This is a genomic window from Pseudomonas sp. Q2-TVG4-2, assembly GCF_013620795.1.
Lineage (GTDB): Bacteria > Pseudomonadota > Gammaproteobacteria > Pseudomonadales > Pseudomonadaceae > Stutzerimonas.
The window spans coordinates 177,358-190,306 of record NZ_LGLW01000004.1; the positions used below are offsets into that span (position 1 = coordinate 177,358).

At 59.2% G+C, this 12,949-nt stretch carries 13 protein-coding genes and 1 pseudogene; 3 read left to right on the top strand and 11 right to left on the bottom strand.

Going from position 1 to position 12,949, the window contains the following annotated elements:
• Window positions 1-83: 83 nt before the first annotated feature.
• Window positions 84-1,073: a GlxA family transcriptional regulator gene (locus H3028_RS09035; protein WP_181296690.1), complete on the top strand. Its 990-nt coding sequence runs from the start codon at window positions 84-86 to the stop codon at window positions 1,071-1,073.
• A 129-nt stretch (window positions 1,074-1,202) separates the two neighbouring features.
• The gene (locus H3028_RS09040) at window positions 1,203-2,099 is read left to right on the top strand and encodes an MBL fold metallo-hydrolase (RefSeq protein WP_181296691.1); all 897 of its coding nucleotides are present in this window, start codon (window positions 1,203-1,205) and stop codon (window positions 2,097-2,099) included.
• A 48-nt stretch (window positions 2,100-2,147) separates the two neighbouring features.
• Here the strand turns inward: H3028_RS09040 and H3028_RS21250 are convergent.
• Window positions 2,148-2,693: pseudogene (locus H3028_RS21250) on the bottom strand (DDE-type integrase/transposase/recombinase); the annotation flags it as partial.
• Window positions 2,694-2,734: 41 nt separating this feature from the next.
• A complete protein-coding gene (locus H3028_RS09050; protein WP_168424217.1) occupies window positions 2,735-3,355 on the bottom strand; it encodes a TetR/AcrR family transcriptional regulator in 621 nt (206 codons plus the stop codon).
• Window positions 3,356-3,426: 71 nt separating this feature from the next.
• On the opposite strand from H3028_RS09050, the gene H3028_RS09055 reads away from it, so the two are divergent.
• Complete coding sequence (locus tag H3028_RS09055; protein ID WP_181296693.1) at window positions 3,427-4,560, top strand: aminotransferase class V-fold PLP-dependent enzyme; 1,134 nt, start codon at window positions 3,427-3,429, stop codon at window positions 4,558-4,560.
• Window positions 4,561-4,784: 224 nt separating this feature from the next.
• On the opposite strand, the gene H3028_RS09060 is transcribed toward H3028_RS09055, so the two are convergent.
• The 9 genes from H3028_RS09060 to acpP all read right to left on the bottom strand — a co-directional run bounded on the left by H3028_RS09060 (window position 4,785) and on the right by acpP (window position 12,815).
• On the bottom strand, window positions 4,785-6,182 hold the full coding sequence (locus tag H3028_RS09060) for an amino acid permease (RefSeq protein ID WP_181296694.1): 1,398 nt from the start codon (window positions 6,180-6,182) through the stop codon (window positions 4,785-4,787).
• Between the two features lie 178 nt (window positions 6,183-6,360).
• Window positions 6,361-7,146, bottom strand: coding sequence for a TatD family hydrolase (locus tag H3028_RS09065; RefSeq protein ID WP_181296695.1), 786 nt, complete (start codon window positions 7,144-7,146; stop codon window positions 6,361-6,363).
• A gap of 124 nt (window positions 7,147-7,270) precedes the next feature.
• Window positions 7,271-7,627: a PilZ domain-containing protein gene (locus tag H3028_RS09070; protein WP_019342489.1), complete on the bottom strand. Its 357-nt coding sequence runs from the start codon at window positions 7,625-7,627 to the stop codon at window positions 7,271-7,273.
• A gap of 31 nt (window positions 7,628-7,658) precedes the next feature.
• The gene (locus H3028_RS09075) at window positions 7,659-8,648 is read right to left on the bottom strand and encodes a DNA polymerase III subunit delta' (RefSeq protein ID WP_219920032.1); all 990 of its coding nucleotides are present in this window, start codon (window positions 8,646-8,648) and stop codon (window positions 7,659-7,661) included.
• Window positions 8,641-9,273, bottom strand: coding sequence for a dTMP kinase (tmk, locus tag H3028_RS09080; RefSeq protein ID WP_181296697.1), 633 nt, complete (start codon window positions 9,271-9,273; stop codon window positions 8,641-8,643). The genes H3028_RS09075 and tmk overlap by 8 nt, the downstream gene beginning before the upstream one ends.
• A complete protein-coding gene (mltG, locus tag H3028_RS09085) occupies window positions 9,270-10,337 on the bottom strand; it encodes an endolytic transglycosylase MltG (protein WP_181296698.1) in 1,068 nt (355 codons plus the stop codon). The genes tmk and mltG overlap by 4 nt, the downstream gene beginning before the upstream one ends.
• Entirely contained in the window at window positions 10,334-11,140 is an 807-nt protein-coding gene (pabC, locus tag H3028_RS09090; RefSeq protein ID WP_219920035.1) for an aminodeoxychorismate lyase, read from the bottom strand. The genes mltG and pabC overlap by 4 nt, the downstream gene beginning before the upstream one ends.
• Before the next feature lie 11 nt (window positions 11,141-11,151).
• Window positions 11,152-12,396, bottom strand: coding sequence for a beta-ketoacyl-ACP synthase II (fabF, locus tag H3028_RS09095; RefSeq protein ID WP_181296700.1), 1,245 nt, complete (start codon window positions 12,394-12,396; stop codon window positions 11,152-11,154).
• A gap of 182 nt (window positions 12,397-12,578) precedes the next feature.
• Window positions 12,579-12,815, bottom strand: a complete 237-nt coding sequence (gene acpP / locus H3028_RS09100; RefSeq protein ID WP_003283670.1) for an acyl carrier protein — start codon at window positions 12,813-12,815, stop codon at window positions 12,579-12,581.
• Window positions 12,816-12,949: the final 134 nt, after the last annotated feature.

Sequence of the window (12,949 nt, forward strand, 5' to 3'; positions counted from 1 at the left end):
TATGAAATGTCGAAAACATCATTGGTCATTCGCGCAGCACTGCGAAGGGGTGGGACCGACAACTTCGAGGGCGCTATCGACAGATGCTAAATCAACCGCAAATCGAACTGGGTATCGTGCTCTACCCCGGCGTACAGATGGCGACCGTATTCGGCCTTACGGATCTGTTCGGCATCGCCGGGCGGTTCGACGGCGCGGCGGCCGATCCCGACCGATTACCGCTGCGCATCAGCCATTGGCAACTGGGCGAAACCGACCAGGCAGCCAAGCGGGTCCATGACTCCCACCCCGACGCCTGCGGCGAACCCAGCGTGCTGATCCTCCCGCCCAGCCTGGAGGAGCCGATTTCTGCCGAGGCTGCGCGTCCCTATCTGGACTGGCTTCGCCAGCACCACCAGGCCGGCGTCCGGCTGGCGTCAATATGCGCTGGGGCATTCCTGCTTGGCGAAACCGGACTGCTGGCCGGGCGTACCGCGACCACCCATTGGCTGTATGTCGAGCGCTTCATGGCCCGCTTCCCTGACGTACGCCTGAATGCCGACCAGCTCATCATCGACGCCGATGACATCATCACCGCCGGCGGGCTCATGGCCTGGACCGATCTGGGGTTGCGGCTGGTCGACCGCTACTTGGGCGCAAAAGCGATGATCGACACCGCGCAGATGCTGGTCATCGACCCACCGGGCCGGCAGCAGCGTTACTACAGCGCCTTCTCACCGCGACTGAACCACGGCGACAGCGCCATTCTAGCCGTCCAGCAATGGTTGCAAGAGACCGCTGCCGGGGAGACTGCCCTGGCCGAGCTAGCACAACGCGCAGGGCTGGAAGAGCGGACCTTTCTCAGGCGTTTTCGCAAGGCCACGGGCATGACCACCACAGACTACTGCCAGCGGCTACGCGTCGGTCGCGCCCGCGAATTGCTGCAGACCAGCCGCCTGCCTATCGAACGGGTCGCCTGGGAGGTCGGTTATGCGGACCCTGGCGCATTCAGGAAAGTGTTCACGCGCGTCGTCGGGCTTACACCCGGCGCCTACCGACGCCGCTTTGGCACGGAGCCAGGCACGGCGCGCTGAACCCAGCGGTTTTCAATAACAGCTTGGCCCGAATTTATCGCTAATTGTCTTTCAGGCCGATTTCACCTCTCAGGCCCGATCCCCACAATGCACACTCCCCTCAACAGCACACCCTTAGGAGTCGCCCTCATGCTGTTTCAACGGATTCTCGCAAGTTCTCTGGTACTTGCTCTCAGCCTCACCGCTGGCGCTAGCTGGGCCAAGGAGATAAACACCCGCTCATCCGCCTCGGCCAGTGCCGCGGTGCAGATGCAGCAGATTCGCAATGCCACGGTGAAAATCAGCTACGCCGATACCACGTTCCTTATCGATCCGATGCTGGCCAAAAAAGGCACCTATCCCGGTTTTGAAGGCACGTATCGCAGCGAGCTGCGCAATCCGCTGGTCGAGCTACCGGTGTCGACGCCGGAAGTACTGGCTGGCGTGGATGCGGTCATCGTTACGCACACTCACCTCGACCATTGGGACGACGCGGCCCAGCAACTGGTGCCCAAGAATCTCCCTTTGTTCGTACAGAACGAGTCCGATGCGAAGATCATTCGCAACCAAGGCTTTCAAGACGTTCGTGTTCTGGAGGACGGGACAGAGTTTGGCGGAGTTACCCTGAGCAAGACCGGTGGCCAGCACGGCACCGACAAGATGTACGCCGATCCGCAGCTCGCTAAAAACCTTGGGGACGCGATGGGTGTCGTTTTCGAAGCCCCTGGCCAGATGACCACGTACCTGGTGGGTGACACGATCTGGCGTGACGAAGTTGATCAGGCGCTGACTCAGTACAGCCCAGAAATTGTAGTCGTTAACGCGGGCTACGCACTGGTAACCGGCTACGAGGGCGCCATCATCATGGGCAAGGAAGATGTTGTCCGCGCTGCCCAGGCGGTGCCTGACGCCAGGATCGTGGCAACTCATATGGACTCCATCAACCATATGGGTCAGACCCGCAACGAGCTGAAGGCCTATGTTACGGAGAAAGGTATTCAAGACCGGATAGCCATCCCGGAAGATGGGGCTGTAGTCAAGTTTTAGGAGCAACTTCGGGTCGCCTCTACAGGGCGGCCTTTTTGCTTGCAGCGGTCAACCCATCCCAGACCGTGAGTTACGTTTTTCTTCAGCCCCCATTGGCGGTAATCCGTCATTGTGCTGATGCGGCCTGATCCAGTAGTAGCAGCATCAGGAATGGGGCTGATGTCCCGCTGAGCTCCCGTGCCGTCAGGTAGGCCAGCCGCCGGAATACACACCGACTTTAGGCTGCGAAACAGACGCTCCATCGGCGAGTGTCCAAGTCGGAATGGAACAGCACCTGTCGTGGTCGACGACGTTGTTCGTAGGCCATGTCGAGGGCCTTGATCACCAGCTCGGCATCCGGCTTTGGGGACGCCCAGCCAATCGTCCGTCGCGTGTGCAGATCCAGCACTTCGGCCAGGAATGCCAGCGAGCTTGCGCCCATACGTAAGTGATATCACCGCACAAACTCGGCTCGGGTGCTGGACAACGAATCCGCGGTCTAGCCTATGCGGGATGGCCGGGCGCTCAATCGTGGTCTGCTTGTAGCCGTGCGCGCCCGCTGCTTGCTGATAGGCAAAGGTCACGCATCAATCGACGCGCGCGGAAACGGCTTATCGTCATAGTAACTACTACACTAGCTACCCGGTGATAGCGGGTTAATCGCGCTTGCGCTTGTTGCCCATGCGTACGCCGATATCCATCAGAAACTGGAAGAAGCCTTCCTGGTCTTCCAGAACATTGCTCCAGAACGGGGAGTGGTAAAGCGCTACAGCGCCGTGTACCAGCGCCCAGGCTGCGCAATAGTGGAAGTACGGCGGCACGTCTTCCAGCTTACCCTCGGAGATGCGCCCCTTGATCAGTTGGGTCAGGTGCTCGAAGTTCGATGCGCGAATACGATGGAGCTCCTCGACCATTTCCGGAACCTGATTGCCCTTGACGACCTTTTCTTCGAGACGATCGAACAGGCGATAGCGCTGAGGGTCGCGCATGCGAAATTCGAAGTAGGCGCGCGACAGCGCCTCCTTGTCCTGATCGAGGCTCGGTGAGTGCAGGAGCTCATTCAAGTCCCGCTCGTAGTCGAGCATAAGCCGCAAGTAAATCTCAGCCTTGGATTTGAAATGCTTGTAGATGGTGCCTTTGCCGATGCCAACCATGTCGGCGATCATCTCGACGGTGACGCTGTCCTCTCCTTGGTCTAGGAACAGCTGAAGCGCAGTATCGAGAATCTCTTGCTCGCGACGGCGAAATTCACGGACCTTCCGGGGTTCATTTTGCATAAGAGGCTGCGGCTGGAAATCGAAGCAGATGATTATGCCTATCTAGTCAGAAAATGCACGGAACATTGCCCATGAGTACATTGAATGACGAATTCCCTCAAATCGAAGGATTACGATACCTAAATCACGCCGCCGTCGCGCCCTGGCCTCGCCGGGCGACCGAAGCCGTGGTGGCGTTCGCCGAACAGAATATGACGCTCGGCGCGCGTGATTACCCGCAGTGGCTCGCAGTTGAAACCAGATTGCGTAACCGCCTGGCCAGATTGCTGAACGCACCAGCTTCGGCAGACATCGCGCTGGTCAAAAACACGTCCGAAGCACTTTCATTCGTGGCGTTCGGCCTGGACTGGAAAGCAGGTGACCAGATCATCATCAGTGACGAAGAGTTTCCATCCAACCGGGTGGTCTGGGAGGCCCTGCGACCCCAAGGTGTGGAAGTGGTCCAGGTCAGCCTCAAGGGCAATGATCCGGAAGCAGCTCTGCTGGCAGCCTGCGGACCGAACGTGCGCCTGATGGCAATCAGTGCCGTGCAATACGCTAGCGGCCTGCGCCTCGATCTGCCCCGACTCGGCGAAGGATGCGAACAACGTGACGTGCTGCTGTGCATCGATGCGATTCAACAGCTCGGCGCACTGCCGTTCGATGTTCAGCAGTACCGGTGCGCCTTCGCCATGGCGGATGGACACAAATGGCTGCTAGGTCCCGAAGGCCTCGGCGTGTTTTATTGCCGCAGCGATCTGCGTGCCAAGTTGAAGCTCCACGAGTACGGCTGGCATATGCTCGAGCACGTCGGCGACTATGATCGACAGGATTGGCAGCCGGCCCGCAGCGCACGCCGATTCGAGTGCGGCAGTCCGAACCTGCTCGGTGCCATGGCGCTGGAGGCGAGTCTGTCGCTATTGGAGGATGTCGGCATGATCGAAGTGGGTCGAGCACTGGCCGAACGTATCGATCATCTGCAATACGAGCTGAATGCCATGCCGGGCGTTGAACTGCTGAGCCCGGCCGATCCGCTTCGACGAGCCGGCATCATGACCTTCAGAGTCGAGGGCTGGGAAAACCCAGCGCTGTTCGAACGTCTCAAGGCGGAGCAGATCGTCTGTGCCCTTCGTGGCGGAGGCGTACGGCTCTCGCCGCATTTCTATACCCACCCGAACGTCATTGAGCAAACATTGGCGGTGGTTCACGGGCTGCTTGCAAAGTGAGCGATCAACTTGGGCGCAACTATTCCAAATCCGTTTTAAAAACGGTGCCATTCGGCCTGCAGAGTTGCCGATCAGGGCCAATACTTCAGGCACTGGCCGCGCAATCCCCCCAATGCTCGGCCAGCTGAGGGAGCGAGGAACGTGACCTCATACTCCTAATGGTCTTGACCCGGCTCCTCGCGAGGCCGGGTTTTTTTTGCCCGGAGGGCGACATGAATCGCGGATCAGACAGGCCTGGCACGCCGACTGAAAAGCCGGAGCTGGAAACAGATCCAGATGAACAACGCCCAGAACGGTATCGCGATTATCGATGTGCGCAACCCAGGCATCGAGAGCATGATCACCGCAATCAGCACCACGAAAGCCAGGCAAAGGTAATTGCTGAAGGGATACCAGAAGGCCTTGAACGACGGCTCAATACCCTGCGCTGCCATCGCCTTGCGAAACTTCAGGTGTGCGAGGCTGATCATCGCCCAATTGATCAGCAGCGCCGCAACCACCAGCGACATGAGCAGCTCGAGGGCAGTCTGCGGCAGCAGGTAATTCACCAACACGCAGAGCATGGTCACAAGCGCCGAGAGCGCGATTGCCAAAACAGGTACTCCGCGACGGTTCACGGTCATCAAAACCTTCGGCGCGTCCCCCTGCTCCGCCAGGCCGTATAGCATCCGGCTGTTGCAATAGACACCGCTGTTGTACACCGACAGCGCCGCGGTCAGTACCACAAAGTTGAGGATATGCGCCGCGGTGTCACTACCGATCAGCGAAAAGATTTGAACGAAGGGGCTTCCGCTGTATGGGTCACCGGCCGCACCCAGGGTTGCCAGCAAGCTGTCCCAGGGATACAACGCCAGCAGCACGCTCAACGCACCGATATAGAAGATCAGGATGCGGTAAACCACCTGATTGATGGCCTTAGGGATGACTGTTTTCGGATCTGACGCTTCGGCGGCGGTGATCCCTACAAGTTCGAGCCCGCCGAAGGAAAACATGATGATTGCCAGCGCCATGACCATTCCACTGACGCCATTGGGGAAGAATCCGCCATGACTCCAGAGGTTGCTGAAGCTGGCCTGCTCACCGCCCTCGCCGCTCAATAGCAAATACAGACCCAGCGCGATCATTCCGATGATGGCGCCAACCTTGATGATCGCGAACCAGAACTCGGTCTCACCGAAGGTCTTCACGTTCACTAGATTGATGAGATTGATCAACACGAAAAATGCCGCCGCCGTGGTCCAGGCTGGCATCTCGGGCCACCAGAACTGCACGTACTTGCCTACCGCTGTCAACTCGGCCATCCCCACCAGCACGTAAAGGACCCAGTAGTTCCAGCCGGATAGAAAGCCCGCATAGGGCGTCCAGTATTTATGCGCAAAATGGCTGAAGGATCCGGCGACGGGTTCTTCTACGATCATCTCGCCAAGCTGACGCATGATCAGGAAAGCGATGATTCCGCCAATGGCATAACCGAGAATCATCGACGGCCCCGCACTGCGAAGCACGCCGGCCGAACCGAGAAAGAGTCCCGTGCCAATTGCCCCGCCGAGCGCGATCAGCTGAATGTGCCGGTTTTTTAGGCCGCGCTGAAGCGGACCGGTGTGCAGCGTATCGCTGGACATGGCGTCACCTTGTTTGGTCTGTGACGGGAAAACGATACGGCCCAATGAGCGACGAGACGGGGCCGAACTGAACCTTCATGCCCGCATGCCAGGCATGCGAACCGAAGCGGCGCGGATTGTACACGGCATCAGCGGATGGCGCGTTGCGCCACGCCGTTTCGAGCGTGAAAGGGCTCAATCACGCCTTGATTCGGGCCAAGGGGAATAGTCGTTTGAAGTTTTCGGTGGTTTGCGCAGCAAGGGCATCGAACTCGACTCCGCGCAATTCAGCAAGAAACTCGGCAACTTCCCGAACGTATTGCGGCAGGTTCGGCTTGCCGCGGTAGGGAATCGGAGCCAGGTAAGGCGAATCCGTCTCGACCAGCAGGCGATCCGCTGGAACGCGCCGGGCCACATCCCGAAGCGCATCGGCATTGCGGAAGGTCACGATGCCGGACAGCGAAATGTAGAAGCCAAGATCCAGCGCGGCCTTGGCCATCTCCCAATCTTCGGTGAAGCAGTGCAGTACGCCGGCCTGCGGCAACGCCGCTTCGCGGAGCAACCCCAGCGTGTCAGCACGGGCCGCGCGGGTGTGAACGATGACTGGTTTGCCACAGATCCGAGCCGCCTCGAGATGCAGGCGGAAGGACTGCTGCTGAAGCTCGGCGGCTTCGGGTTCGTAGTGATAGTCAAGCCCGGTCTCGCCGATCGCCACCACACCAGGCCCGTCCAGCTCCCGCAACAACCAGTCCAGTGCGGGCTCAGCACCGGGCTCAAGGTCCAGCGGATGCACCCCGACCGAACAGTCTACATCTTCGTAGCGCTGCGCAAGCGCCTTGACCGCTGCGGTATTGTCGGCACTGACGCCGATGCACAGAAAGTGCCCGACGCCACGCTGACGTGCAGCATTCAATGCTGCGTCCAGCGAGCCGCCGTGCACGGCGAGATCGAGACGATCGAGATGGCAATGCGAGTCGACCAGCATGGAAAATACCCAAACCGAAAACGCGCCATTGTAGAGCAAAGCAGCCGATCGGGCGCAACGAGGTCAGGTGATACCGAAAACGAGGAAGGCTTGGGAGGTAGCAGAGCAGATATCCGCAACTGCACTACATGGTATGCGTTGGCCGATCAGACTTCATCGCGCCGGCCAGATAGGTTTCGATCTTGTTGCGCGCCGTCGAGTCACCCTCGTTGAACTGCACGCCAACGCCGGCGGCCCGGTTACCCTGCGCCCCTTTTGGAGTGATCCAAACGACCTTGCCGGCGACAGGGATCTTTTCGGGCTCATCCATCAGGCTCAGCAGCATGAACACTTCATCGCCGAGCTTGTAGCTCTTGTTGGTGGGAATGAACAATCCACCATGCTTGATGAACGGCATGAACGCCGCGTAGAGCACCGATTTGTCCTTGATGGTCAGGGACAGGATGCCATTACGCGGACCAAGATTTGCAGGCAGGCTCATGCGGTATTCCTAACAACAGTTCCGGTGGATTCTAGCTTGGCCCGGGCAAGCTTGCCCACTGCACCAGGAGCGCTTCGAGAAGCAAGACACGGTTGAGGTTGGCTTTGCCCAGCACTTTCTGCCGATGAGCCAACAACCAATCCTGCAGTGCCAGCAGCCTGGCGGGTGAAGTCTTCTGCGCCAGGTATTGGATGACCTTTCGCATATCGGCAGCGCCAAGCCCCGCTTCATCACCGGTCATCTGGAAACGCAAAATCAGATGTGCCCATTCGCAAAACCAGTCAAATAGCAGGATCAGTGACAACGGATTCCACGCTTCAGCAAGCTGACTGGGAGATTGCTGCCGTTTGAGGAGCTTTTTCACCCCCTCGACGACCTGCACACGCAACTCCAGCACGCCCACACCATGCAGCTTGAGCGCTGCCAGAGGCGAATTCGCCGCCAATGTCAGCAACTCCTCGCGCTGGTCCGCCGAGAGGTCCGGAACCTTGCCGGCGAGCCAGTCCAAGCTCTGCTGGCGACCGGGCAAGGGGCAACTTTGCTGCACGCAGCGACTCTTGATCGTCGGCAGCAGTCGGCTAGGCTGGTGGCTGATCAATAGCAGCACTGTGTCGCCTGCGGGTTCTTCGAGGCTTTTGAGGAGTGCGTTGGCCGCGTTCAGGTTCATCGCCTCGGCCGGTTCGAGCAAAACCACCTTGCGGCCGCCGAGCTGCGCGGTCTGGGTGACAAAGCCAACCAGCTGGCGGACCTGATCGACACGGATGGCCTTATCGACCTCCTCCGGCTCCAGAATGTAATGGTCAGGATGAGTATGGGCGGCGAGCAGCGTGCAACCCTTGCAGTAGCCGCAGGCTCCTCTCGGCGCCGGCTGCTGACACAGCAGGAGCGCCATCAACTGTTCGGCCAGTGTGCGCTTGCCGATGCCAGCGGGACCGTGCAGCAGGTAAGCGTGAGCATGCTGTTGGCGCCCCGCTAGCAGCTGCCAGAGATCGGTCTGCCATGGAAGAATGCCATCAGCCAAGCGCACGCTCCAGCAGCTCGGGCAAGAGCCTACCCAGATCCTGTTGCACCGCGGACAAAGGTTGACCGGCATCGATCACCCGATAGCGCTGCGGAACCTGGTGAGCACGATCAAGATACGCGCTACGCACGGCCTCGAAGAACTCCAGCCCCTCCTGCTCAAACCGATCGAGCCGTCCACGCGCAGCGGCGCGGCTCAACCCGATCTCTACAGGCAGATCGAAGATCAGCGTCAGGTCCGGCCGCATGTCACCTTGCACGAAGTTTTCAAGCTGCTCGATGCGCTGGCAGGACAGCCCGCGCCCCCCGCCCTGATAGGCATAAGTGGCGTCGGTGAAGCGATCGCAAAGTACCACGGCGCCACGCGCCAGCGCGGGGCGGATCACCTGGGCAAGGTGTTGTGCACGCGCGGCGAACACCAGAAGCAGCTCAGTATCGCTGATCATGGGCTCGTCCGCGGGCGTCAATAGAAGCTCGCGGATCCGCTCGGCCAATGGTGTTCCGCCAGGCTCTCGGGTCAGCACGACATCAATGCCGTGATCGCGAAGGCGCTGGGCGAGATATTCACGGTTGGTGCTCTTGCCCGCGCCTTCGGGCCCTTCCAGGGTGATAAAAAGTCCTGTCACTGCGTGTTCTCGATCGGCGCCGGAGCTTGCCGGGGCGGTGGGCTGGAGCGATAGTCGGCGCGGCGCTTGAGCTGGTACTCCCGCACTGCACGATTGTGCTCACTCAACGAATTACTGAATACATGACTGCCGTCACCACGCGCCACAAAATACAAGCTCTTCCCTTCGGTGGGATGCAACGCGGCGTGAATAGCTTCGCGACCGACCATGGCAATCGGCGTCGGCGGTAACCCACTGTTGGTGTAAGTATTGTAGGGGGTTGGCCTGCGCAGGTCGTTACGGGTAATCCGTCCCTTGTACCGCTCGCCCATGCCGTAAATCACCGTCGGATCGGTCTGCAGCAACATACCCTGCTCCAGCCTACGAACAAAGACGCCAGCGATCTCGCCGCGTTCCGACGGCACACCGGTTTCCTTTTCGATGATTGAAGCCATGATCAGCGCCTGATAAGGCTCTTGGTAAGGCAACCCTTTACTGCGCTGCAGCCACTCTTCGGCCAGAACGGCCTCCAGCCGCGCAAAGGCCCGCTGAAGCAATTCGAGGTCGGTTACGCCACGGGTGAAACTATAAGTATCAGGAAAGAATCGCCCTTCCGGATGCAACTCCGGGTGGCCGAGCCTCGCCATGATCTCGCGATCGGATAAATCGTTGAGCGTTTGCTGAATCGTCGTCGTTGCCCCCAGCGCCGCGCGAACCTGGCGGAAATTCCAACCCTCAACGATTGTCAGGGTGTATTGAACAACCTCACCACGCTGCCATAACCCGAGCAGTTCACGCGCGGTCATTCCCAGGCGCAGCTGATATTCGCCGCTGTGCAAGGTGTGCCCGGAAAGATTCAACCGCCAGTGCAGCCGCAGCCAAAACGAGCCGCTCAACATTCCTTCTCGCTCCAGACGCTGAAACAAGCCACTGGGCGTATCACCGGGTTTGACGTCTAGCGTCTGCGCCTCGCTAAGCTGCAATGGCTGCTCCAATGCGGCGTGAAGCTTCCAGGCAACCAGACCGAGCGCCAGCGCGGCGACCAGTGCGGCCCCCAAGAGCGCGAAAGACAGTTTTCGAATCACGTATTACTCGACAGATCAGCAACTAGGCGTTGGAGTTTACGTGTGAGCGGCCCCACCGGCCAGACGTTGGCTTCGAACTGCCGCACAGGCCAGACGCCATACAGGCTGTTGCAAACGAAAACCTCGTCGGCCCCGAGCAGTTGTCCGAGCGAAATATCACCGACCGTCGTCTTAATCCCTGCCTGCCGAGCCCGATGAAGAAGCTCCGCACGCATTACGCCTGCCACACCGCACCGATCGAGCGAGGGGGTCAGCAGCACGTCCGATTGCGCAATAAAGATGTTGCTGAAGACCGCTTCGATGACACGCCCCGAGATATCGCGCATCAAGCCTTCGGCAAAGTCGGGATCCTGCCATTCTGCACGCGCCAATACCTGCTCTAACCGATTGAGATGTTTCAACCCGGCCAGCGCTGGCTGCTCGGCGAGACGAGTCGTACAGGCATACAGGCGTACGCCATTTTTGGAATGATCGAGCGGATAATCTGGCAGCGGCGATCCCATCAGAACGATTCGCGGCTGACAGTCAATTGGCGGGCCATAGCCGCGCCGACCATCGCCACGCGTCAGGACCAGCTTGGCCACGCCAGCACCAAGGGCCTTGCCAAACGCGATAATTTGCGACCGGAGAGCCGTCATGTCGCAGGGGATAGCGAAGCGTTGGCAACCAAGATCAAGACGTTCCAGATGGCGGTCCAGCAGCTCCGGATAGCCATCGATGACCTTTATGGTCTCGAACAGACCGTCGCCATACGCAAATCCTCGATCATGGAGGGGCAACCCGGTCGCGGGTTGTCCGTCCACCCAACTCGGTATCACTCGGTGAACCGGCGAAAAACCAGCGAACCGTTGGTGCCACCGAAACCAAAGGAATTGGAGATGGCGATATCGATTGCCTTCGGTTTCGCTTCGTGCGGTACAAAATCCAGATCGCAGCCGTCATCTGGCTCATCCAGGTTGATCGTCGGCGGTGCAACCTTGTCGCGTATGGCCAGCACACTGAAGATCGCCTCGACGGCACCCGCAGCACCCAGCAAGTGGCCAACCATGGACTTTGTCGAGCTGACTGACAGCTCATAGGCGTGATCACCGAATACGGTTTTTATCGCGGCGGCCTCGGCCTTGTCACCAGCGGGGGTCGAAGTGCCGTGAGCATTGATGTAATCCACCTGGGCTGCATCGATCTTGGCGTCCATGATCGCATTGCGAATGCAGCGAGCGGCACCCGCGCCATCATCCGGCGGTGACGTCATGTGGAACGCATCAGCACTCATGCCGAAGCCGATCAGCTCCGCGTAGATTTTCGCCCCGCGCGCCTTGGCATGCTCCAGCTCTTCTAGCACCAGCGCGCCAGCACCATCCGACAGCACGAAGCCATCCCGCCCCTTGTCCCATGGCCGACTGGCCGCAGCCGGATCGTCATTGCGGGTGGATAGCGCACGCGCTGCGGCGAAGCCACCAATCCCAAGGCCACTGGCGGCCATTTCCGAGCCCCCTGCTACCATGACGTCGGCTTCACCGTAGGCAATATTCCGAGCGGCCATGCCGATGCAATGCGAGCCGGTAGTACAGGCCGTGGCGATCGCATAGTTCGGCCCCTGGAGGCCCAGATGGATCGATAGAAAGCCCGACACCATGTTGATGATCGAGCCTGGTACGAAGAATGGCGAAATTCGCCGCGGGCCCTGTTCGATTAGAGACTTGCAGCTATTTTCAATATTGGTCAGGCCGCCAATTCCCGACCCCATAGCAACACCGATGCGCTCGCGGTTGGCATCGGTCACTTCCAATCCGGAATCCCGTACTGCCTGAAAACTGGCAGCCAGGCCGTATTGGATGAACAAATCGAGCTTGCGAGCTTCTTTCGCAGGCAAATACTGCTCGACGTCAAAGTTTTTGACCGATCCGCCAAAGCGCGTGGAATAGGCGGAGAGGTCCATATGCTCTATCAGGCCGATACCACTGCGGCCGGCGAGAATCCCCTGCCAGCTGCTTGGCACATCGTTACCCAGCGGCGATAGCATGCCCATCCCGGTGATTACGACGCGTCTACGCGACACAGCAATTCTCCTTACATTTACATTTTGGCTCATTCAGCTCCGCCGCCATTGCAACGGGCAGATGGCCAACCATCAGGCGTCGCACGCAGGTGCGCGACCAGCTGAATTCAACTAACTCAAACAAAAGCCGCACTGCCCCGTTCAAGGCAGTGCGGCTTACTGGTTCGAAGCAGGATTACAACTTACTGCGCGTGCGCGTTGATGTAATCGATAGCTTCTTGAACAGTGGTGATCTTCTCGGCCTGCTCGTCTGGGATTTCGGTCTCGAATTCCTCTTCCAGAGCCATTACCAGCTCAACGGTATCAAGGGAGTCGGCACCCAGGTCTTCAACGAAGGAAGCGCTGTTGGTGACTTCCTCTTCCTTGACGCCAAGTTGCTCGGCAACGATTTTCTTGACGCGTTCTTCGATGGTGCTCATACCTTGTTTTCACTCCTATGGAAAAATCAGGCAGCTGGTCTGCGCGGTAGTGTATAGAAAGCGTTTTCCGCATTTCAAGCTGAAAGCGGGCAAGCATGAACCAGCCTTCAACCTTCTGTCTATATACAAACCAC

Coding starts and splice junctions, on each gene's coding strand:
- H3028_RS09035 (WP_181296690.1), top strand. CDS start 84: ATGCTAAATCAACCGCAAATCGAACTGGGTATCGTGCTCTACCCCGGC.
- H3028_RS09040 (WP_181296691.1), top strand. CDS start 1,203: ATGCTGTTTCAACGGATTCTCGCAAGTTCTCTGGTACTTGCTCTCAGC.
- H3028_RS09050 (WP_168424217.1), bottom strand. CDS start 3,355: ATGCAAAATGAACCCCGGAAGGTCCGTGAATTTCGCCGTCGCGAGCAA.
- H3028_RS09055 (WP_181296693.1), top strand. CDS start 3,427: ATGAGTACATTGAATGACGAATTCCCTCAAATCGAAGGATTACGATAC.
- H3028_RS09060 (WP_181296694.1), bottom strand. CDS start 6,182: ATGTCCAGCGATACGCTGCACACCGGTCCGCTTCAGCGCGGCCTAAAA.
- H3028_RS09065 (WP_181296695.1), bottom strand. CDS start 7,146: ATGCTGGTCGACTCGCATTGCCATCTCGATCGTCTCGATCTCGCCGTG.
- H3028_RS09070 (WP_019342489.1), bottom strand. CDS start 7,627: ATGAGCCTGCCTGCAAATCTTGGTCCGCGTAATGGCATCCTGTCCCTG.
- acpP (WP_003283670.1), bottom strand. CDS start 12,815: ATGAGCACCATCGAAGAACGCGTCAAGAAAATCGTTGCCGAGCAACTT.